The sequence below is a fragment of the Streptomyces ardesiacus genome (genome assembly GCF_003112575.1).
GTDB lineage: Bacteria > Actinomycetota > Actinomycetes > Streptomycetales > Streptomycetaceae > Streptomyces > Streptomyces ardesiacus.
Genome location: NZ_BEWC01000008.1, coordinates 225,859 through 244,414, shown reverse-complemented (window position 1 = coordinate 244,414; position 18,556 = coordinate 225,859). Strand labels below are relative to the sequence as shown.

The window sequence follows — 18,556 nt, the reverse complement described above, 5'->3', positions numbered from 1 at the left end:
TCTGGATGTCCGTCTGGACACGGGACGGCGGACGGGCGTCGTGGCCGCGTGAGCGTGTGGTGCGGTGCCGATGTACCGGACGGCGATCCGACGCCGCAGATCAAGCGCCTCGCCGGCGAGCACGGTGTGCGTCCGCAGGCCCTGCGCGGCGGGATCCGGCGGGCCGGGGCGGTCGCACGGCTGCGGCGGCCACGCCGGCGTACGGGCCCTCTCGCCACGGAGCCGCGAGCCCGGGCGGGGGCGGGCGCGGGCCGGGGCCGGGGCGGGCGCGGGCCGGGGCGGGACTGGGAGCAGGCCGGGACCGGGGATGGGGGCGGGCCCAGAGCGGGCCGGGAACGGGGCGGGGCGGGTCACGGGGGCCGTGGCGCCGTAGATCTCCCAGTCGTCGTCCGCCCCACCGGTGACGTGCGCCCCCGACGGAGGCGGCGGCACGCCCCGGCCGAAGGGTCCCGGTCAGCCGAGGAAGCTCAGCCGCACCCGGCGGTCGGGGTTGTCCCGGTTGGTGTCCACCAGGCACACCGACTGCCAGGTGCCCAGTTCCAGGCGGCCGCCGATCACGGGCAGCGTCGCGTGGGGCGGCACGAAGGCGGGAAGGACGTGGTCGCGGCCGTGGCCGGGGCTGCCGTGGCGGTGCTGCCAGCGGTCGTCGGCCGGGAGCAGGGTGTGCAGGGCGGAGAGCAGGTCGTCGTCACTGCCGGCGCCGGTCTCGATGATCGCGATCCCTGCCGTGGCGTGCGGGACGAAGACGTTGAGCAGGCCGTCGCGGCCGGCCGCCGCCTCGCGCAGGAAGGACTCGCAGTCACCGGTGATGTCGGCGACCCGCTCCGCCGAGCCGGTGGCGAGGTTGAGGACTCGGGTGGTGAAGGCATCGGGCATGTACCCATCCTGACACCGGGGGAAGACCGGGGCCTCCGCCACCGTTAGTAGAAACGTGAACAACACACGCGAGGTCGAGGTCGTCGTCATCGGGGCCGGTCAGGCCGGACTCGCCGCCGCCTATCATCTGCGGCGCACGGGGTTCGAGCCGGAGCGCGACTTCGTGGTGCTCGACCACTCCCCCGGGCCCGGCGGAGCCTGGCAGTTCCGCTGGCCCTCGCTGACGTACGGCAAGGTGCACGGGATGCACGCCCTGCCGGGCATGGAGCTGACCGGCGCGGACCCGGCGCGGCCGTCCGCCGAGGTGGTGAGCGGGTACTTCGCGACGTACGAGCGCACCTTCGGCCTGCGGGTGCTGCGGCCGGTCGACGTGCGTGCCGTGCGCGAGGGGACGGACGGGCGGCTGCTCGTCGAGACCTCGGCCGGGTCCTGGTCGACGCGTGCGCTGATCAACGCGACCGGCACCTGGGACCGCCCCTTCTGGCCGCGCTACCCGGGGCAGGAGACGTTCCGGGGACGGCAGCTGCACACCGCGCAGTACGCGGGGCCCGAGGAGTTCGCCGGGCGGCGGGTGATCGTGGTGGGCGGCGGGGCCTCGGGGACGCAGCACCTGCTGGAAATCGCGCCGTACGCGGCGGCCACCACGTGGGTGACCAGGAGGCCCCCGGTGTTCCGCGAAGGCCCCTTCGACGAGGAGGCGGGCCGGGCGGCGGTGGCACTCGTGGAGGAACGGGTGCGGCAGGGGCTGCCGCCGAAGAGCGTCGTGTCGGTGACGGGACTGCCGCTGAACGACGCGATCCGGGCCGGGCTGGAGTCGGGCGTACTGGACCGCCGGCCCATGTTCGACCGGGTCACGCCCGAGGGGGTGGAGTGGAACGACGGGCGGCGGGTGACCGCGGACGTCATCCTGTGGGCGACCGGATTCCGGGCCGCCATCGACCATCTGCGGCCTCTGCGGCTCCGGGAGCCGGGCGGCGGTATTCGTGTCGAGGGAACGCGCGCGGTCGCCGATCCGCGGGTCCACCTCGTCGGCTACGGCCCCTCCGCCAGCACCATCGGTGCCAACCGGGCGGGGCGCGCGGCCGTTCGGGACATCAGGCGGCTGCTGGCCGAGGAGGAGCCGGTCGCCGCGTGACGCCCCGGCCGGTCACTTGGCGGCCTCGGCCTTCGCCGACGCGCTCTGCCGGAGGCGGTCGAACTCGGCCACGTTGCGCTGGTGTTCGGCGTAGTCGGCGGTGAAGCGGGTGTCGCCGGGCTTGACCGTGACGAAGTACAGCCAGTCACCGGGGGTCGGATTGATCGCGGCGCTCATCGCCTCGTCGCCCGGACTGGCGATGGGGGTGGGGGGCAGTCCCATGCGCTGGTACGAGTTGTAAGGGCTGTCGATCTTCGTGTCCTGGGCCGTGGTCTTCAGGGTGGAGCGGCCCAGCGCGTAGTTGATGGTGGAGTCCATCTGCAGCGGCATGCCGCGTTCCAGCCGGTTGAAGATCACCCGGGCCACCTTGCCCATGTCCTCCTCGGTGGCGGCCTCCGCCTGCACGATGCTGGCGATGGTGACCGCCTGATAGACGTTCAGCGCGTTGCGCTGGGCGCCCGCGGCGACCGGGGCGCCCGTGAACCTCTTGTCGGCCTTGTCCACCATGGCCGACAGCAGCTTCTCCGGGGTGGGATTCTCACCGAGGGGGTAGGTCGCGGGGAAGAGATAGCCCTCGGGGTTGCCCTCGGCGTCGTCCGGGAGGTCGAGTTCGGCCTTGGCCAGGGACTTCTTGGTGGTGCCCGTGGGCAGGGCGAGGACCTTGTCGACGGCCCCGTAGACCTGGGTCGCGCGCCAGCCCTCGGGGATCACCAGGGACGTGGGACGGGACTCGCCCTCGTCGTCCCCCGTCAGCAGCGGTACCGCCACCGCGCTGCCGGCCACGACGGCTCCGACCGCGATCAGGGCCACACGGCCCCGGCGCGTCAGCCGAATGGCTCTCCTGGGGCTTCTGGGACCTCTGCGGCCTGGGCTCCTGAGGCTCCCCCCGGTGCCTCTGGCGCTCCTCACGCTGCTCGCGCTTCTCGCGCTCCGTGGCGGAGTGTTCATCTGCATGGGGGCACGGTAACCCCCATATGCACCTAAACCCGGCATATCTTCATCTTGCCGGCTCCAGTCGGGCGTCCCGGCGGACCAACGCGGCGTACCTCCCGTCCTGTGCCAGCAGCGTCTCGTGCGTTCCCTGTTCGGCCAGGCGCCCGGAGTCGAGGACCACGATCAGGTCGGCGTCACGGACGGTGGACAGACGGTGGGCGATGGTGATCGTGGTGCGGTTGGCGGACAGGGCGTCGATGGCGCCCTGCACCGCGGCCTCGGTGCGGGTGTCCAGGGCACTGGTCGCCTCGTCGAGGACGAGGACGGGCGGGTCGCGCAGGATGGTACGGGCGATCGCCAGGCGCTGCTTCTCGCCTCCGGAGAACCGGTGGCCGCGCTCACCGACCACGGTGTCGTAGCCGTCGGGCAGGGCGGCGATGTGGTCGTGGATCTGGGCCGCCCGCGCCGCCGCCTCCAGCTCCGCGTCGGTGGCGTCCGGCTTGGCGAAGCGCAGGTTCTCGGCGACGGAGGCGTGGAAGAGGTACGTCTCCTGCGAGACGACGCCGACCGCACGGGCGAGGGTGTCGAAGTCGAGGTCGCGCACATCGACCCCGTCGAGGGTGACCCGGCCGCCCGTCACGTCGTACAGCCGGGGAACGAGGTGACCGAGCGTGGACTTGCCGGCGCCGGTGGGTCCGACGACGGCGAGGCTGCTGCCCGCGGGGACGGTGATGTCGATGCCGTCGAGCACCGGACCGCCCTTGCCGTCGTAGCCGAACCGGACGTTCTCGAAGCGGACCTCGCCCTTGACGTGGTCGAGGTGGACGGGGTCCTGGCGCTCGGTGATGTCGACCGGCAGGTCGAGGTACTCGAAGATGCGCTGGAAGAGGGCGAGCGAGGTCTGGATCTGCACGCCGGTCGACAGCAGGCTCACGGTCGGGCGGAACAGCCCCTGCTGGAGCGAGACGAAGGCGACGATCGTGCCGAGGGAGACGCCCGGCCCGCCGAGGCTCAGGGCGATGCCCGCGGTCCAGTAGATGACGGCCGGCATGGCTGCCATCACGATCGTGATGACGGCCATCCGCCAGCGGCCCGCCATGTTCGACTTCACTTCCAGGTCGACCAGGCTCTCGGACTCGTCCGCGAAGGCGCGGGTGAGGGAGTCGGAGCGGCCCATGGTGCGGCCGAGCAGGATGCCGCTGACGGAGAGCGACTCGGTGACCGTGGCGGCCATCGCGGCCATCTGCTTCTGGCGCCGGGTGGTGATCTTCCTGCGTTCCCTGCCGACGCGGCGGCTGATCCACACGAACACCGGGAGCAGGAGCAGCGAGACCACCGTCAGGCGCCAGTCGAGGACGACCATCGCGACGATCGTGGCGACCACGCTGGTGAGGTTGGAGACCAGGGAGGTCGCCGTGGAGGTGACGGTGGCCTGCATGCCGCCGATGTCGTTGGCGATGCGGGACTGGACCTCGCCGGTGCGGGTGCGGGTGAAGAAGGCGAGGGACATCTGCTGCAGCCGGCCGTAGACGGCGGTGCGCAGGTCGTGCATGACGCGCTGGCCCACGGTGGTGGAGATCAGGGTCTGCAGCACGCCGAAGACACTGGTGAGGACGGCACCGAAGATCATGCCGAGGGCGAGCAGGCTCAGCAGGCCCGTGCGCCCCTCGGGGATGGCGACGTCGAGGATCTCCCTGAGCAGGAAGGGCGTGGCGACCGACACCAGGGACGCGGCGCCGACCAGCAGGCCGACGACTGCGAGGCGGCCGCGGTAGGGGCGGAACAGCTTGAGGATGCGGCGCACCTGCCGGGGCTGTTCCTTGGCGTCGGCCGGTGCGGTCCAGGCGGATTCGCGATCGGGGTGCATGGGCTCCTTCGGAGGCGGCGAGGGGAGTCGCGCGAAGCCCGGGACGGCAGGCTCACGTGGCCGGCCGCAGACGTTCGCGGACCTTACGGATCATAGGTCATTGTTACCTATACTCACAATGAACATCATCCTGTTATTGTTCCCGTATGACCGCCCCCGATCCCGACGGCCTGCTCGCCGAACAACTGCTGCGGCTCACCCGCAGGGTGCACCGCATCCAGAAACGCCATCTCGAGCACCGCGACCTCGGCATCACCCCGGCCCAGTCCCGACTGCTGCGCACGCTGGCGCACTACGGCTCACCCCCGCGCATGGCCGACCTCGCCGAACGCCTGGAGGTCGTGCCGCGGGCGGTGACGACACTGGTCGACGGGCTGGAGGCGGCCGGGAAGGTCCGCCGCGTCCCCGACCCCGCCAACCGCCGCGTCATCCGGATCGAGCTGACCGACGACGGACACGAGGCCCTCAGGGAACTGCGCGCCGCACGCCGCTCCGCCGCCGAGGAGATCCTCGCCCCGCTGGCCGACGAGCAGCGGGCGGTGCTGGGCGGGCTGCTGGACACGCTGGTCGACGGGCCCGACAGCGGCCGGGACCACCACCACACGGCCTGACCCGGAAGCCTGGGGGCCCGCTCTCAGGCCTCCAGGTGTGCCCTGTCCCCCATGACGACCACGGGGTGCAGGTCCGGGTCGAGCGTGCGCAGCAGGTATTCCATCGCCGGCTTGGGCAGGCTGACGCAGGCCGACGTACCGCTGCCGTGGTCCAGGTGGAGCCAGATCGAACCGCCCTTGGACGAACCCTCGGGCCGGGTCGGGTCGTTCGGCGGGGTGCCCTTGACGCGGTTGTAGTCGATGGCGATGACGTAGTCGAAGTCGTGCCAGTACGGCTTCGCCCACCAGTGCGGCGCCGCGAAGCTCGCGGAGCGGCTGTACGGCAGCCCGGTGCCGGGCGCCGGATCCGGGTCCGGGAGCACACCGCCCGCGTCGCTGAGCGTGAACACGCCGACGGGGCTGCGCTTGTCGTCCTCGTGGTGGTCGGTCGTCCAGCCCTTCGTGCCGTTGTGTGCCTTCCAACTGCGGGCGCGGTGCCAGGTGGTGCCCTGCTTCGTGTACAGCACGGCCGTGGAGTCGGCGGAATCCCTGCCGTCGCCGTACACCGCGACGACCTGGCGCGAGTCGGCGGGGATGCGTCGCTGGAGCCGGTCGCCGACGCCGGGCACGGTGGCCGTGTCCGGCGACGCGGTGCCAGGGCCCGCCCCGCCGGGCGGTGCACTCGCCCCCGTACCCGCACCCTGCCCCGACGGGCCGCCGCAGGCGGACAGCGCCGCCACCGTCACCAGGGATCCGAGGGCCGCCATCGCGACCGCCGTACGCCGTACGCCACCACTCGCCATCCGTCCATGGTCGCACTCGCTGCGGACATGCCGTCAGGACCCCGACGGCCGAACGCGGCTGGGGCGGCTCGGACGAACGCGCGTGGGGCGGCTCGGGCGGGTGGGGGCGGGGCAGCTCGGGCGGGTGGGGCGGGGCGCCGCGGGCGGGTGGGGACTACGTGCCGCGGACCACAGCCGGATTCGTGCCGCACTGCTGAAAACCGCTTGATTTTGGGCAGGTGGCGACGCGAACCTGTCACGGTTTGCAGCCTCTTTTCGCCGCCTGGCAGCGGCACCTCCTGACACGAGCCACTGGGACGTCATGCAGATCCAAGACCTTCCGTATCCCGACCCGGGCGTGCCGGACGCACGCTCGGGCCCCCGATTCCTGTGGTGGCTGTTCCGCAACCAGCTCGGTGGCCAACTCAAGTCACTGGCCTGGGGCCTGCTGCACTTCGCCTCCGTCTCCGCCCTGCCCTTCTGCGTCGGCCTCGCCATCCAGGCCGTGGTCGACCACTCCGGCACCCGGCTCGCCGTCGCGGGCGGTCTCATGGTGCTCTGCTGCGCCGGCAACGCGATCGGTGACACCTTCCTGCACCGCTCCGCCATCACCAACTGGATCACCGCAGCGGCCCGCGTCCAGCAACTCCTGGCCCGCAAGACCGCCTTGCTGGGCTCGGCGCTGACCCGCCGGGTCGCCGCCGGCGAGGTCGTGGCCGTGTCCACCGGCGACGTCGAGAAGATCGGCTGGTTCGTGGAGGCCGTCTCCCGCTTCACCGCGGCCGCTCTCACCATCGTGCTGGTCTGCGTGGCCCTGGTCGTCTACCAGCCGGCGCTCGGCGTCGTCGTGCTGGTGGGCCTGCCGGTGCTGGCCCTCGCGGTCCTGCCGTTGCTGCCGCGCGCCACCCGGCGGGCCGACGTCCAGCGCGACAAGGCCGGCCGTGCCACCGAACTCGCCTCCGACACCGTCGCCGGACTGCGCGTGCTGCGCGGCATCGGCGGCGAGGAACTCTTCCTCGACCGCTACCGCAGCGCCTCCCAGGAGGTGCGCCACGCGGCCGTGCGCAGCGCCCGCATGTGGGCCCTGATCTCCGCCGTCCAGGTACTGCTGCCGGGACTGCTGCTGATCGCGGTGGTCTGGCACGGCGTCCACCTGGCCCGCGAGGGCCGCATCGAGGTCGGCGAACTCGTCGCCGTCTACAGCTCCGTCATGATCCTCACCTACCCCCTGCGCCACTTCGAGGAGATCGCCATGGCGTACTCCTTCTCCCGGCCCTCGGCCAAGCGGGCCGCACGGGTGCTGTCCCTGGAGCGCGCCACGGACACCGCGGGTTCGCGCGCCGCCGAGATCCCCACCGGGGACCTGTACGACCCGGCCACCGGTCTGCTGGCTCCGGCGGGCCGGTTCACCGCCGTCGTGTGCGGTGACCCCGACGCGGCCGGACGGCTGGCGGAACGGCTCGGCGGGCACCCTTCGGAGAAGGGCGCGTCGGCCCTGCTGGGCGGGGTGCCGCTGGACGAGCTGCCGCTGAAGTCCGCGCGCACCGCCGTTCTGGTCCAGGACAAGGACCCGGTCCTGCTCTCCGGCACGCTCCGGGAACTGCTGGACGTGCCCGCGTCCGGTGCCGTCGGCGCGGAGGAGGCACTGGCCGCCGCGCAGTGCGGTGACGTCCTGGCGGCGCTCGCGCAGGGCTCACTGGACTCCGACGACCCGATGGACGCCCGGATCACCGAGCGGGGCCGGTCGCTGTCGGGTGGGCAGCGCCAGCGGCTGGCACTGGCCCGGTCCCTGATCACGGACCCGGAGGCGCTGGTCCTGGACGAACCGACCTCGGCCGTGGACTCGCACACCGAGGCACGGATCGCGGAAGGCGTGCGGACGCTGCGGGCGGGGCGCACCACGGTGGTGTTCACCTCGTCCCCCTTGCTGCTGGACCGCGCGGACCGGATCGTCTTCCTGCACGAGGGCGAGGTCGTGGCGGTCGGCTCCCACCGGGAACTGGTGCACACCGAGCCCCGGTACCGGGCGGTGGTGACCCGTGAGACCGAGGAGGAGACCGCGGCGCACGGCGACGGCGTACCGGCCGGGACAGGGCCGGCGAAGCCCCTCACCGACGACGGTCGCGGAGACGACCGTGACGACGCCCTGAGCGACGACGACGTACTGCACCGACTGGAAGAGATCGAGGAAACGGCATGATCGGCGTCGCGCCCCCGTCCTACGACCCGGCTGCTCCCACGACGGCGAGCACCCTGCCCGTCGGCGCCCGCCCGACGGTGCGCGCGTACGTGGGAGAACTGGTGCGCCGGCACCGTCGGGCCTTCCTCTTCCTCGTCACCGTGAACACCGTCGCCGTGATCGCCTCGATGGCGGGCCCCTATCTGCTGGGCGGGCTCGTGGAACGGGTCTCGGACGACACCCGCGAGCTGCGTCTCGGCCTCACGGCCACGCTCTTCGTGCTGGCCCTCGTCGTGCAGGCCGTCTTCGTGCGCGAGGTACGGCTGCGGGGGGCCATGCTCGGCGAGCGGATGCTGGCCGATCTGCGCGAGGACTTTCTCGTGCGGTCGGTCGGGCTGCCGCCCGGCGTGCTGGAGCGGGCCGGCACGGGCGACCTGCTCTCCCGGATCACCACGGACATCGACCGGCTCGCCAACGCCATGCGCGAGGCCGTGCCGCAGCTCGCGATCGGCGCCGTCTGGGTGGTGCTGCTGCTCGCCGGGCTGGTGGTCACGGCGCCCCCGCTGGCGCCCGCGGTGCTGATCGCGGTGCCGCTGCTGGTGATCGGCTGCCGCTGGTACTTCCGCAGGGCGCCCGCCGCCTACCGCTCGGAGGCCGCCGGGTACGCCGCGGTGGCCGCCGCGCTCGCCGAGACGGTGGACGCCGGACGCACCGTCGAGTCCCACCGCCTCGACACCCGCCGCATCGAACTGTCGGAGCGCCGGATCAGGGAGTGGACGGCCTGGGAGCGCTACACGCTCTGGCTGCGGTCGGTGCTCTTCCCGGTCATCAACGTCACCCATGTGACCGTGCTCGCCTCCGTCCTGCTCATCGGCGGTGTTTTCGTCCTCCAGGGCTGGATCGGGGTCGGTCAGCTCACCACTGCGGCCCTGATCGCGCAGATGCTCGTCGACCCGGTCGGCATCATCCTGCGCTGGTACGACGAGCTGCAGGTGGCCCAGGTGTCGCTGGCCCGGCTGGTGGGCGTGCGGGAGATCGAGCCGGAGGCCGGAGACGCCGCGCTGTCCCCCGACGGACGGCACGTGCAGGCCGACCGGGTCCACTTCGGGTACCTGGAGGGCGTGGACGTCCTGCGCAAGGTGTCGCTGGAGGTCGCCCCCGGCACCAGGCTGGCTCTCGTCGGTCCTTCGGGGGCCGGCAAGTCCACTCTGGGCAGGCTGCTGGCGGGCATCTACGGTCCGCGTGAGGGCCGGATCACGCTCGGCGGCGCGGAGCTCTCCCGGATGTCCGCCGAGCGGGTCCGCTCGCACGTCGCGCTGGTCAACCAGGAGCACCACGTCTTCGTGGGCTCCCTGCGGGACAACCTGCGTCTCGCCAGGACCGGTGCCACCGACGCCGAGCTGTGGGCGGCGCTGGGCGCCGTCGACGCGGACGACTGGTCCCGAGGGCTCGACGAGGGCCTGGACACCGAGGTCGGTTCGGGCGGCTTCGCGCTCACTCCGGCGCAGGCCCAGCAGATCGCGCTGGCCCGTCTGGTACTGGCCGATCCGCACACGCTGGTGCTGGACGAGGCCACGTCGCTGCTCGATCCGCGGGCCGCCCGCCACCTCGAACGGTCCCTGGCCCGTGTCCTGGACGGCCGCACGGTGATCGCGATCGCCCATCGTCTTCACACCGCCCACGACGCGGACGTCATCGCCGTGGTCGAGGACGGCCGGATCAGCGAGCTGGGCAGCCACGACGAACTCGTCGCGGCCGACGGCGCCTACGCGGCGCTGTGGCGGTCCTGGCACGGGTAGCCGCGTCGCGCACGCCTGCGCGGACGGGCCGGCCCCGGACCGGGTGACGGGGCCCGCGCCCGGCCGGTGGCGACCGGGCGCGGGACGGGTCGGGCCGACGCGTCCCGCATCCGCCCGGGCGGGTGACGGTGCCGCGGGACAAGCCGGACCGGGGCGCCCTCCGGGACCAGGCGTCGTTCCCCGGTGCGGGACCAGGCGATGTCCCGGGACCTGGCGCGTGATCGGTGCCGGACCGGCCGGCACGGCACTGCCGGTCCGGCACGGCCGAGGGGGAGGACCCGGCGGTACCCCGGCGGGGTCCGTGCCGTTGCGCGGTCCCGAACGGGAGTGGAAGGCTGGGAACAGGCACCGGCCCGAGGCAGGCCCCGGAACCCTGCGGTTCCGCGACGGGTGATTCCTGTGCCCCGTGCAGCGGCGGCCCGCCGCGGTCCACGGTGAGAAGGGGCCGGTCCCCACCCCCTGGAGGTACCCGTGAACAGCGTCGACGGATGGGGAGATGACGTCTACCAGCCCGACGGATCCGAGCAGCGGGAGGACACCGGCCTGCTCGACGGCGAGGACACCCTCGAGGAGGACGGTGTCGACGATCCGCTCGACCGGGGCTGGTCCCCGCCCGAGCGTCCCTGGGCGGTGGAGCACACCGGTGTGACGGCGGCGGAACGCCGCCGCGGCGAGACGCTGGACGAGCGGCTCGCCGAGGAGCGCCCGGACGAGATCGCGCCCGACGGCGACGGGCTCGGGGACTCCGACGGCACCGACGGTGAGCTGCTGGACGACGAGGTCGGCGCGGACCGGTCCGGCCGGCTCGTGGCGCCCGACGAAGGGGCGCACGAGGACGAGGAGCCGGCGCTCGTGGCCATGGACGTGGGAATCGACGGCGCGGCCGCCTCCGCCGAGGAAGCCGCCGTGCACGTGGTCGACGAGGACTCCCTGCCGGGCTGACGCCACCCCGGGCGACGACAGGCCCGTGCCGTCGCCCCAATGACCCCCACCGTACGAGGAGCAGCCATGCAGCAGGACAAGCACCCCGACTACCGGCCCGTCGTCTTCCGTGACCGCAGTGCCGGGTACGCGTTCCTCACCCGGTCGACCGCGACCAGCGATCAGACCATCGCCTGGGACGACGGCGAGACCTACCCGGTGGTGGACGTGGAGATCTCCTCGGAGAGCCACCCCTTCTACACGGGCAAGGCCCGCACGGTGGACTCGGAGGGACGCGTCGCGCGCTTCGAGCGGCGCTACGGAGCGGGCGAGGGGCCGGGGTCCGGAGAGGCCGGCTGAGCCGACCGGGCCCGCCTCCCCCGGACGGCTCAGATGAAGTTGAGCGCCGCCGCGCCGCCCACCCCGCCGAGCAGCATGAACGCCGGCATGAGCACCTTCAGCTCGACCCAGCTGCCCGCCCGGAAGCGCATCGCCTTCGGCGGGCCGATGGGGTACCAGCGCTTGCGGCCCACCGGTATCGGCCAGAGTATCGGGCAGCCGGAGACGGTCAGCGCGTCCCCGATGTCGTGCACCAGCGCGCCGAGGACGATCGGCAGCCCCAGCCACAGGTACTCCTGACCCGGTGCGGTGAACAGCCAGTCCGCGCCGCCGTCCGGCTTGTCCAGGATCCCGGCGATGATCCACGCGCTGGTCCCGGCCAGCAGCCACACCAGCACGTCGCTGCTGGAGCCGCGGGTGGCCCGCCAGAGCAGGCCTTCGATGGCCAGCACCATGTGGACGAAGAGGATCGCCAGGACCGCCCAGCGACCGCCGATGATCGCCAGCGCCGAGGTTCCCCCGCCGATCAGGACCGCCCACAGCCAGGTGTGGGTCAGCGTGCGGTGTCCACCGGAGCGGCGCGGGTCGCCCCGCTTCCTGGTGGCCTTGTAGACGGCGGCGGACAGCTTGTCGACGATCTCGCACAGCCCCTGTGAGACCGGTCCGAAGGCCCGGGAGATGGTGGCCGCCTTGTGGTCGAGGTCCGGAGCCAGCGCCGCCCCGGCGCAGATCAGCGCTCCGGCGAGCAGCACCGGCCAGGGCATCGGGTGTCCCGCGGCGGCGGTCGCCGCTCCGACACCGAGCCACGCCGCGGCGCCCGACAGTGAGTGTGCTGGTCCCATCATCGCCGTTGCCCGCCCCATTCCTCGTGTGCCGCTGTGCAGTTGTCCGGATCCGCTGTTGCTGCGTCGGCGACCCAGGGTAGCGTTCGTGATCTTCGCCTGGACAGCCGATTCCCCCATCGCGCGCCGGGGCAGGCAAGATGGAGGCGTGACCCTCATCGATCATCTGCCGCGAACCGCCGACCCCGACGCCCTGTACGAAGCCTTCGAGGCGTGGGCCCAGGAACGCGGTCTCACGCTCTACCCCCACCAGGAGGAGGCGCTGATCGAGGTGGTCTCCGGCGCGAACGTGATCGTGTCGACGCCCACCGGCTCCGGCAAGAGCATGATCGCCGCGGGCGCGCACTTCGCCGCCCTGGCCCGGGACGAGGTCACCTTCTACACGGCTCCGATCAAGGCGCTGGTGTCGGAGAAGTTCTTCGAGCTGTGCAAGATCTTCGGCACCGAGAACGTGGGCATGCTGACCGGCGACGCCTCCGTGAACTCCGATGCCCCCGTCATCTGCTGCACCGCCGAGGTCCTGGCGTCGATCGCGCTGCGTGACGGCAAGCACGCGGACATCGGCCAGGTCGTCATGGACGAGTTCCACTTCTACGCCGAGCCGGACCGCGGCTGGGCCTGGCAGATTCCCCTGCTGGAACTGCCGCAGGCCCAGTTCGTCCTGATGTCCGCGACCCTCGGTGACGTCTCCTTCTTCGAGAAGGACCTCGCGCGCCGCACCAACCGGCCCACGGCGGTGGTCCGCTCGGCCACCCGCCCCGTGCCGCTCTCCTACGAGTTCCGCTACACGCCGCTCACCGAGACGCTCACCGACCTGCTGTCGGCCCGGCAGGCTCCCGTGTACATCGTGCACTTCACGCAGGCCCAGGCCGTGGAGCGGGCGCAGGCGCTGATGAGCATCAACATGTGTACGCGGGAGGAGAAGGAACGGATCGCCGAGCTGATCGGCAACTTCCGCTTCACCACCAAGTTCGGCCGCAATCTCTCCCGCTACGTGCGGCACGGCATCGGGGTCCATCACGCCGGCATGCTGCCCAAGTACCGGCGGCTGGTGGAGAAGCTCGCGCAGGCCGGCCTGCTGAAGGTGATCTGCGGAACGGACACGCTCGGTGTGGGCGTCAACGTCCCGATCCGCACCGTCCTGTTCACGGCGCTGACGAAGTACGACGGCACCCGGGTGCGCACCCTGAGGGCGCGGGAGTTCCACCAGATCGCCGGCCGGGCCGGGCGCGCCGGGTTCGACACGGAGGGCTTCGTCGTCGCCCAGGCGCCCGAGCACGTCGTCGAGAACGAGAAGGCTCTCGCCAAGGCGGGGGACGATCCGAAGAAGCGGCGGAAGGTCGTCCGGAAGAAGGCTCCCGAGGGCTTCGTGGCCTGGTCGGAGAGCACGTTCGAGAAGCTGATCGGCTCCCAGCCGGAGCCGCTGACCTCCCGCTTCCGGGTCACGCACACCATGCTGCTGTCGGTGATCGCCCGCCCCGGCGACGCCTTCTCCGCGATGCGGCACCTGCTGGAGGACAACCACGAGCCGCGCAAACAGCAGCTCAGGCACATCCGGCGGGCGATCGCCATCTACCGCTCCCTGCTGGACGGCGGCATCGTCGAGAAGCTCGACCAGCCGGACGCCGAGGGGCGCATCGTGCGTCTCACGGTGGACCTGCAGCAGGACTTCGCGCTGAACCAGCCGCTGTCCACGTTCGCGCTGGCCGCCTTCGAACTGCTGGACCCGGAGTCGCCGTCGTACGCGCTGGACATGGTGTCGGTCGTGGAGTCCACGCTGGACGATCCGCGGCAGATCCTCGCCGCCCAGCAGAACAAGGCCCGCGGCGAGGCCGTGGCCGCGATGAAGGCGGACGGCGTCGAGTACGAGGAGCGCATGGAGCGCCTCCAGGACATCACGTACCCGAAGCCCCTGGAGGAACTGCTCTTCCACGCCTACGACACCTACCGCAGGAGCCACCCCTGGGTCGGCGACCATCCGCTGTCGCCGAAGTCGGTCATCCGTGACATGTACGAACGCGCGCTGACCTTCACGGAGCTGGTCTCCCACTACGAACTGGCGCGCACCGAGGGCATCGTGCTGCGCTACCTGGCCAGTGCCTACAAGGCCCTCGACCACACCGTCCCGGACGACCTGAAGTCCGAGGACCTTCAGGACCTGATCGAGTGGCTCGGCGAGATGGTGCGCCAGGTCGACTCCAGCCTCCTCGACGAGTGGGAGCAGCTCGCCAACCCGGAGGAGATGACCGCCGAGGAGGCCCAGGAGAAGGCCGACCAGGTGCGCCCGGTCACCTCCAACGCCCGCGCCTTCCGTGTCCTGGTCCGCAACGCCATGTTCCGCCGTGTGGAGCTCGCCGCACTCGACCAGGTCGACGAGCTGGGCGAGATGGACGCCGACGCCGGCTGGGACGCCGACGCGTGGGGCGAGGCCATGGACGGCTACTGGGACGAGTACGACGACCTCGGCACCGGCCCCGACGCCCGCGGCCCGAAGCTGCTGATCATCGAGGAGGAGCCGCAGAACGCGCTGTGGCGCGTGCGGCAGATCTTCGACGACCCGAACGACGACCACGACTGGGGCATCAGTGCGGAGGTCGACCTCACGGCCTCCGACGCGGAGGGCCGTGCGGTCGTCCGCGTCACCGATGTCGGCCAGTTGTGAGCACAGGAGAATCCCACCGATGACGAATCCGGCCGAGAGCCTCGTAGACCTGCTCGACCTGGAGCAGATCGAGGTCAACATCTTCCGTGGCCGCAGCCCCGAGGAGTCGCTGCAGCGGGTCTTCGGCGGCCAGGTGGCCGGCCAGGCGCTGGTCGCCGCGGGCCGCACCACCGACGGCGACCGCCCGGTGCACTCGCTGCACGCGTACTTCCTGCGTCCCGGCCGCCCCGGTGTGCCGATCGTGTACCAGGTCGAACGGGACCGGGACGGGCGCTCGTTCACGACCCGCCGGGTCACGGCTGTGCAGCAGGGCCGCACGATCTTCACGCTCACCGCCTCCTTTCACAAGCCTGAACAGGGGAGTTTCGAGCACCAGTTGCCGCCGGCCCGCAAGGTCCCGGACCCCGAGTCCCTGCCGACGGTCGCCGAGGAGGTGCGGGAGCATCTGGGCCAGTTGCCGGAACAGTTGGAGCGGATGGCACGCCGCCAGCCCTTCGACATCAGGTACGTCGACCGGCTGCGGTGGAGTGCCGAGGAGGTCGAGGGCGCCGAGCCCCGCAGCGCCGTGTGGATGCGCGCGGTCGGGCCGCTGGGCGACGACCCTCTCGTGCACACCTGCGCCCTGACCTACGCCAGCGACATGACGCTGCTGGATGCCGTGCGCATCCCGGTGGAGCCGCTGTGGGGCCCCAGGGGATTCGACATGGCGTCGCTGGATCACGCCATGTGGTTCCACCGGCCGTTCCGGGCGGACGAGTGGTTCCTGTACGACCAGGAGTCGCCGATCGCCACCGGTGGGCGCGGTCTGGCACGCGGGCGTATCTACGACACCGAAGGACGGATGCTGGTGTCCGTCGTCCAGGAAGGACTCTTCCGGTCCCTGTAGGCCGGAACCCGTGTAGGTCAGTTGTCTCTGCGGTGGGTCAGTTTGTCCCTACGCCGGAGCCGGCCCCACAGGCCGGAGAGCCGTCCGGATTGCTCCCCTTCTCGTGGCTCCTCGGGGGAGGGCCGCACCGGCACGGCGTGCAGGGGCGGGCGAGGGGCCGGACACTGCCGGCGGGCCGCTTCCATCGCGTCCGCCAGGTCTGAGCGGAGCCAGTCGATCTCGTCCTGGTCGGCGGCCGTCACAATCTCCTCGGCGAGCTGTGCGGCCGGGGAGCCCGGAGAGCCGTGTGCCAGCGGTGCGGGCCGGACCAGGCGCAGACGAGCGCGCTCGCCGGGGTCGGTGACGATGTCCGCGACCTCGGCGGTGTCAAGCAGCGACGCCACGGCCGCGGCCCTGGCCCAGGGATCGTCGGCCGACTGCCGGAGCAGGAAGCCCAGGTGCCGTCCTCGCCAGTTGCGGGGCCGCAGGTCCAGCCCCTGCCCCAGTTGGTCCCGGAGGACTTCGGGGGTGCGGCCCCGCAGCAGTGCGGCGTTGCGCTCGTCGGCCGCGAACCGTCGTAGCTCCTCGGCGAGATACAGCCATACGACGGCGCGGTACCGGTTGACGTAGAAGCGGACGGGCACCAGCAGCCCCAGCCGTGCCAGACGGGTGAACCGGGCCCTGGTCACGTCCATGAGGGCCGCGCCCTCCGTGGTACCGACGGCCCGGACACTGGACCGAAGCTCTTCGGGGAAGCCGTCCGCCGCCCGGATCCGGTCGATCTCCGCGCGGTGAACGCGCCGCCCGCCTCCCCCGTCGTCGGGCACCGTGCGGATGCGGCCGAGGTGCACTGCGAGGTCGAATTCGCTTCGCTTGAGACCGAGTTCCCGTGCCGCGCGGCTCGGCGCGACACAGGCGTCGCGAGGGGCGCCGCTCCGCTCGGCGGCTGCCGCGGTCCTGTGCGTGACGGTGGTGCCGGACATGGTTCGTCTCCCCCGTGGAGTGCGTGGTGCAGGCGCCGTTCGCACCTGCTGGGACAAAACCGTAGCCGCGGGGGCGATCTCCGTGGCAGACCTGTGGACAACCCCGCACCCCAGCCCTACTCGGCACCGAAAGCCCAGGTCAGAGCTCCGTCGATGATATGCGTCCCGGCTGGCGCGCATCGACGTCGAGGTGCTCGCCCACCCGGTTCACGAGGAGGGTCATCTCGTACGCGATCTGTCCGATGTCGGCCTCCGCCCCGCTGAGCACGCACAGGCAGCTCCCCGCACCCGCCGCGGTGACGAACAGCACGGCGTCGTCGAACTCGACCATCGTCTGCCGCACCCGGCCGGCGCCGAAGTGGCGGCCCGAGCCCTTGGCCAGGCTGTGCAGCCCGGACGAAACGGCGGCGAGGTGCTCGGCGTCCTCGCGCCGCAGGCCCGTGCTCGCTCCGGTCACCAACCCGTCGTTCGACAGGACCAACGCGTGCCGCACGTGCTCGACGCGCGCGGTCAGGTCGTCAAGCAGCCAGCCGAGTCCCTGCTTCTCCACCATCGTCCGATATCTCCCCGTGTCGCCCCGTACGCGTTGCCTCCCCCTGGCCGGGGGATCCGTCCGCCAGCCTTCACCACCCCCGTGCTGCGGGCAAGGAGGATGGGGACATGGCACAGAAGATGACCGATGAGGAATGGCGGGCGTTCGTCTCCGACGGCACCCGCACCGGCAAGCTGTCCACCGTTCGGGCCGACGGCAGCCCGCACGTGGCACCCATCTGGTTCCTGCTGGACGGGAACGAGTTGGTGTTCAACACCGGCAAGGACACGGTGAAGGGGCGCAATCTGCTCCGTGACGGCCGCGTCGCCCTGTGCGTGGACGACGACCGGCCGCCCTTCCATTTCGTCGTGCTCCAAGGGCGCGCGCGGATCTCGGAGGACCTCGGCGAGCTGCGGCACTGGGCGGCGCGCATCGGCGCCCGGTACATGGGCGAGGAACGCGCCGAGGAGTTCGGGGCACGCAACGGCGTCCCGGGCGAGCTTCTCGTCCGTGTCACCGTGGACAAGATCCTGGCCCAGAAGTCGGTGGCGGACTGAGGACCCTCCGTCGGCTGCACCGCTGCCCGGTCAGCGGACGGAGTCGAGGAGCCGGGCGGTGTGCATCCGCCCGGCGTACTCGACGAGCCGGATCAGCACCTCCTTGCCGGAGTCCCGGTCCCGGGCGTCGCACAGCACCACGGGAGTCCCCGGGTCGAGGTCGAGGGCGCGCAGGACGCTCGGTGCGTCGTGGCGGCGTGCTCCCGTGAAGCAGTTCACGGCCACCACGAACGGGATGTGCCGGTGCTCGAAGTAGTCCACCGCGGGGAAGCAGTCCGCGAGGCGCCGGGTGTCCGCGAGGACGACGGCGCCGAGCGCGCCCTGCGCCAGTTCGTCCCAGAGGAACCAGAACCGGTCCTGTCCCGGCGTGCCGAAGAGGTACAGGGAGAGACCGGACCGGATGGTGATGCGGCCGAAGTCCATGGCGACGGTCGTGGTGACCTTCCGGTCGACGCCGTCGGTGTCGTCCACCAGCCGTCCGGCCTCGCTGAGCGTCTCCTCCGTACGCAGCGGCCTGATCTCGCTGACGGCGCCCACCAGCGTGGTCTTGCCCACGCCGAACCCTCCGGCGACCAGGATCTTCAACGCCAGCGCGGTCGTGTCGCCGTCCGTGGCGTCGGACTTTTCGGAGACCATCGGTCACTTCTCCCGGTGCGGGTGGTCGTGCACGTGCGTGCCGGTCATCGTGTTTCGG

At 71.9% G+C, this 18,556-nt stretch carries 17 protein-coding genes; 9 read left to right on the top strand and 8 right to left on the bottom strand.

The features are described from left to right. Positions 1-453: 453 nt before the first annotated feature. Positions 454-876: a secondary thiamine-phosphate synthase enzyme YjbQ gene (locus Sdi02f_RS26185; RefSeq protein WP_030398716.1), complete on the bottom strand. Its 423-nt coding sequence runs from the start codon at positions 874-876 to the stop codon at positions 454-456. A 55-nt stretch (positions 877-931) separates the two neighbouring features. On the opposite strand from Sdi02f_RS26185, the gene Sdi02f_RS26180 reads away from it, so the two are divergent. Next, positions 932-2,011: an NAD(P)-binding domain-containing protein gene (locus tag Sdi02f_RS26180; protein ID WP_030398715.1), complete on the top strand. Its 1,080-nt coding sequence runs from the start codon at positions 932-934 to the stop codon at positions 2,009-2,011. Between the two features lie 12 nt (positions 2,012-2,023). Here the strand turns inward: Sdi02f_RS26180 and mltG are convergent, their stop codons facing one another. Both mltG and Sdi02f_RS26170 read right to left on the bottom strand, forming a co-directional pair. Beyond that, positions 2,024-2,779 carry an endolytic transglycosylase MltG gene (gene mltG, locus Sdi02f_RS26175; protein ID WP_108934269.1) on the bottom strand — a complete coding sequence of 252 codons (756 nt, stop codon included), beginning with the start codon at positions 2,777-2,779 and terminating at the stop codon, positions 2,024-2,026. A 229-nt stretch (positions 2,780-3,008) separates the two neighbouring features. Further along, positions 3,009-4,811 (bottom strand): ABC transporter ATP-binding protein, encoded by a 1,803-nt coding sequence (locus tag Sdi02f_RS26170; RefSeq protein ID WP_108934131.1) that lies wholly within the window; start codon positions 4,809-4,811, stop codon positions 3,009-3,011. Positions 4,812-4,957: 146 nt separating this feature from the next. On the opposite strand from Sdi02f_RS26170, the gene Sdi02f_RS26165 reads away from it, so the two are divergent. Next, a complete protein-coding gene (locus Sdi02f_RS26165; RefSeq protein ID WP_030398712.1) occupies positions 4,958-5,422 on the top strand; it encodes a MarR family winged helix-turn-helix transcriptional regulator in 465 nt (154 codons plus the stop codon). A gap of 23 nt (positions 5,423-5,445) precedes the next feature. On the opposite strand, the gene Sdi02f_RS26160 is transcribed toward Sdi02f_RS26165, so the two are convergent. After that, positions 5,446-6,204, bottom strand: coding sequence for a L,D-transpeptidase family protein (locus tag Sdi02f_RS26160; protein WP_030398711.1), 759 nt, complete (start codon positions 6,202-6,204; stop codon positions 5,446-5,448). Positions 6,205-6,505: 301 nt separating this feature from the next. Between Sdi02f_RS26160 and Sdi02f_RS26155 the strand changes: the two genes are divergently transcribed. From Sdi02f_RS26155 to Sdi02f_RS26140, 4 genes are all read left to right on the top strand, one after another. Beyond that, a complete protein-coding gene (locus tag Sdi02f_RS26155) occupies positions 6,506-8,383 on the top strand; it encodes an ABC transporter ATP-binding protein (protein ID WP_030401745.1) in 1,878 nt (625 codons plus the stop codon). Then, entirely contained in the window at positions 8,380-10,161 is a 1,782-nt protein-coding gene (locus Sdi02f_RS26150) for an ABC transporter ATP-binding protein (RefSeq protein ID WP_030401746.1), read from the top strand. Before Sdi02f_RS26155 ends, Sdi02f_RS26150 begins: the two co-directional genes overlap by 4 nt. 471 nt (positions 10,162-10,632) lie before the next feature. Further along, positions 10,633-11,103: a DUF5709 domain-containing protein gene (locus Sdi02f_RS26145; RefSeq protein WP_031081766.1), complete on the top strand. Its 471-nt coding sequence runs from the start codon at positions 10,633-10,635 to the stop codon at positions 11,101-11,103. A 66-nt stretch (positions 11,104-11,169) separates the two neighbouring features. Next, positions 11,170-11,442, top strand: a complete 273-nt coding sequence (locus tag Sdi02f_RS26140; protein WP_030401748.1) for a type B 50S ribosomal protein L31 — start codon at positions 11,170-11,172, stop codon at positions 11,440-11,442. Between the two features lie 29 nt (positions 11,443-11,471). Here the strand turns inward: Sdi02f_RS26140 and Sdi02f_RS26135 are convergent, their stop codons facing one another. Continuing rightward, positions 11,472-12,266 carry a metal-dependent hydrolase gene (locus Sdi02f_RS26135; protein ID WP_030401749.1) on the bottom strand — a complete coding sequence of 265 codons (795 nt, stop codon included), beginning with the start codon at positions 12,264-12,266 and terminating at the stop codon, positions 11,472-11,474. A gap of 145 nt (positions 12,267-12,411) precedes the next feature. Between Sdi02f_RS26135 and Sdi02f_RS26130 the strand changes: the two genes are divergently transcribed. Continuing rightward, the gene (locus Sdi02f_RS26130; protein ID WP_031081770.1) at positions 12,412-14,925 is read left to right on the top strand and encodes a DEAD/DEAH box helicase; all 2,514 of its coding nucleotides are present in this window, start codon (positions 12,412-12,414) and stop codon (positions 14,923-14,925) included. Positions 14,926-14,944: 19 nt separating this feature from the next. Beyond that, positions 14,945-15,811: an acyl-CoA thioesterase gene (locus Sdi02f_RS26125; protein WP_031184393.1), complete on the top strand. Its 867-nt coding sequence runs from the start codon at positions 14,945-14,947 to the stop codon at positions 15,809-15,811. Between the two features lie 17 nt (positions 15,812-15,828). On the opposite strand, the gene Sdi02f_RS26120 is transcribed toward Sdi02f_RS26125, so the two are convergent. Both Sdi02f_RS26120 and Sdi02f_RS26115 read right to left on the bottom strand, forming a co-directional pair. Next, a complete protein-coding gene (locus Sdi02f_RS26120) occupies positions 15,829-16,773 on the bottom strand; it encodes a DUF6397 family protein (RefSeq protein WP_108934130.1) in 945 nt (314 codons plus the stop codon). A gap of 139 nt (positions 16,774-16,912) precedes the next feature. Next, positions 16,913-17,326, bottom strand: coding sequence for a roadblock/LC7 domain-containing protein (locus tag Sdi02f_RS26115; RefSeq protein ID WP_030401753.1), 414 nt, complete (start codon positions 17,324-17,326; stop codon positions 16,913-16,915). 107 nt (positions 17,327-17,433) lie between these two features. Here Sdi02f_RS26115 and Sdi02f_RS26110 point away from each other — a divergent pair, with 107 nt between their 5' ends. After that, positions 17,434-17,862, top strand: coding sequence for a PPOX class F420-dependent oxidoreductase (locus Sdi02f_RS26110; RefSeq protein ID WP_030401754.1), 429 nt, complete (start codon positions 17,434-17,436; stop codon positions 17,860-17,862). 30 nt (positions 17,863-17,892) lie between these two features. On the opposite strand, the gene Sdi02f_RS26105 is transcribed toward Sdi02f_RS26110, so the two are convergent. Next, a complete protein-coding gene (locus Sdi02f_RS26105) occupies positions 17,893-18,498 on the bottom strand; it encodes a GTP-binding protein (protein ID WP_030401755.1) in 606 nt (201 codons plus the stop codon). Between the last annotated feature and the right edge of the window lie 58 nt (positions 18,499-18,556).

Bases quoted from the DNA above. Each gene is read 5' to 3' on its own strand.
- Sdi02f_RS26185 (WP_030398716.1), bottom strand. From the start codon at position 876: ATGCCCGATGCCTTCACCACCCGAGTCCTCAACCTCGCCACCGGCTCG.
- Sdi02f_RS26170 (WP_108934131.1), bottom strand. From the start codon at position 4,811: ATGCACCCCGATCGCGAATCCGCCTGGACCGCACCGGCCGACGCCAAG.
- Sdi02f_RS26165 (WP_030398712.1), top strand. From the start codon at position 4,958: ATGACCGCCCCCGATCCCGACGGCCTGCTCGCCGAACAACTGCTGCGG.
- Sdi02f_RS26160 (WP_030398711.1), bottom strand. From the start codon at position 6,204: ATGGCGAGTGGTGGCGTACGGCGTACGGCGGTCGCGATGGCGGCCCTC.
- Sdi02f_RS26155 (WP_030401745.1), top strand. From the start codon at position 6,506: ATGCAGATCCAAGACCTTCCGTATCCCGACCCGGGCGTGCCGGACGCA.
- Sdi02f_RS26150 (WP_030401746.1), top strand. From the start codon at position 8,380: ATGATCGGCGTCGCGCCCCCGTCCTACGACCCGGCTGCTCCCACGACG.
- Sdi02f_RS26140 (WP_030401748.1), top strand. From the start codon at position 11,170: ATGCAGCAGGACAAGCACCCCGACTACCGGCCCGTCGTCTTCCGTGAC.
- Sdi02f_RS26135 (WP_030401749.1), bottom strand. From the start codon at position 12,266: ATGATGGGACCAGCACACTCACTGTCGGGCGCCGCGGCGTGGCTCGGT.
- Sdi02f_RS26125 (WP_031184393.1), top strand. From the start codon at position 14,945: ATGACGAATCCGGCCGAGAGCCTCGTAGACCTGCTCGACCTGGAGCAG.
- Sdi02f_RS26120 (WP_108934130.1), bottom strand. From the start codon at position 16,773: ATGTCCGGCACCACCGTCACGCACAGGACCGCGGCAGCCGCCGAGCGG.
- Sdi02f_RS26115 (WP_030401753.1), bottom strand. From the start codon at position 17,326: ATGGTGGAGAAGCAGGGACTCGGCTGGCTGCTTGACGACCTGACCGCG.
- Sdi02f_RS26110 (WP_030401754.1), top strand. From the start codon at position 17,434: ATGGCACAGAAGATGACCGATGAGGAATGGCGGGCGTTCGTCTCCGAC.
- Sdi02f_RS26105 (WP_030401755.1), bottom strand. From the start codon at position 18,498: ATGGTCTCCGAAAAGTCCGACGCCACGGACGGCGACACGACCGCGCTG.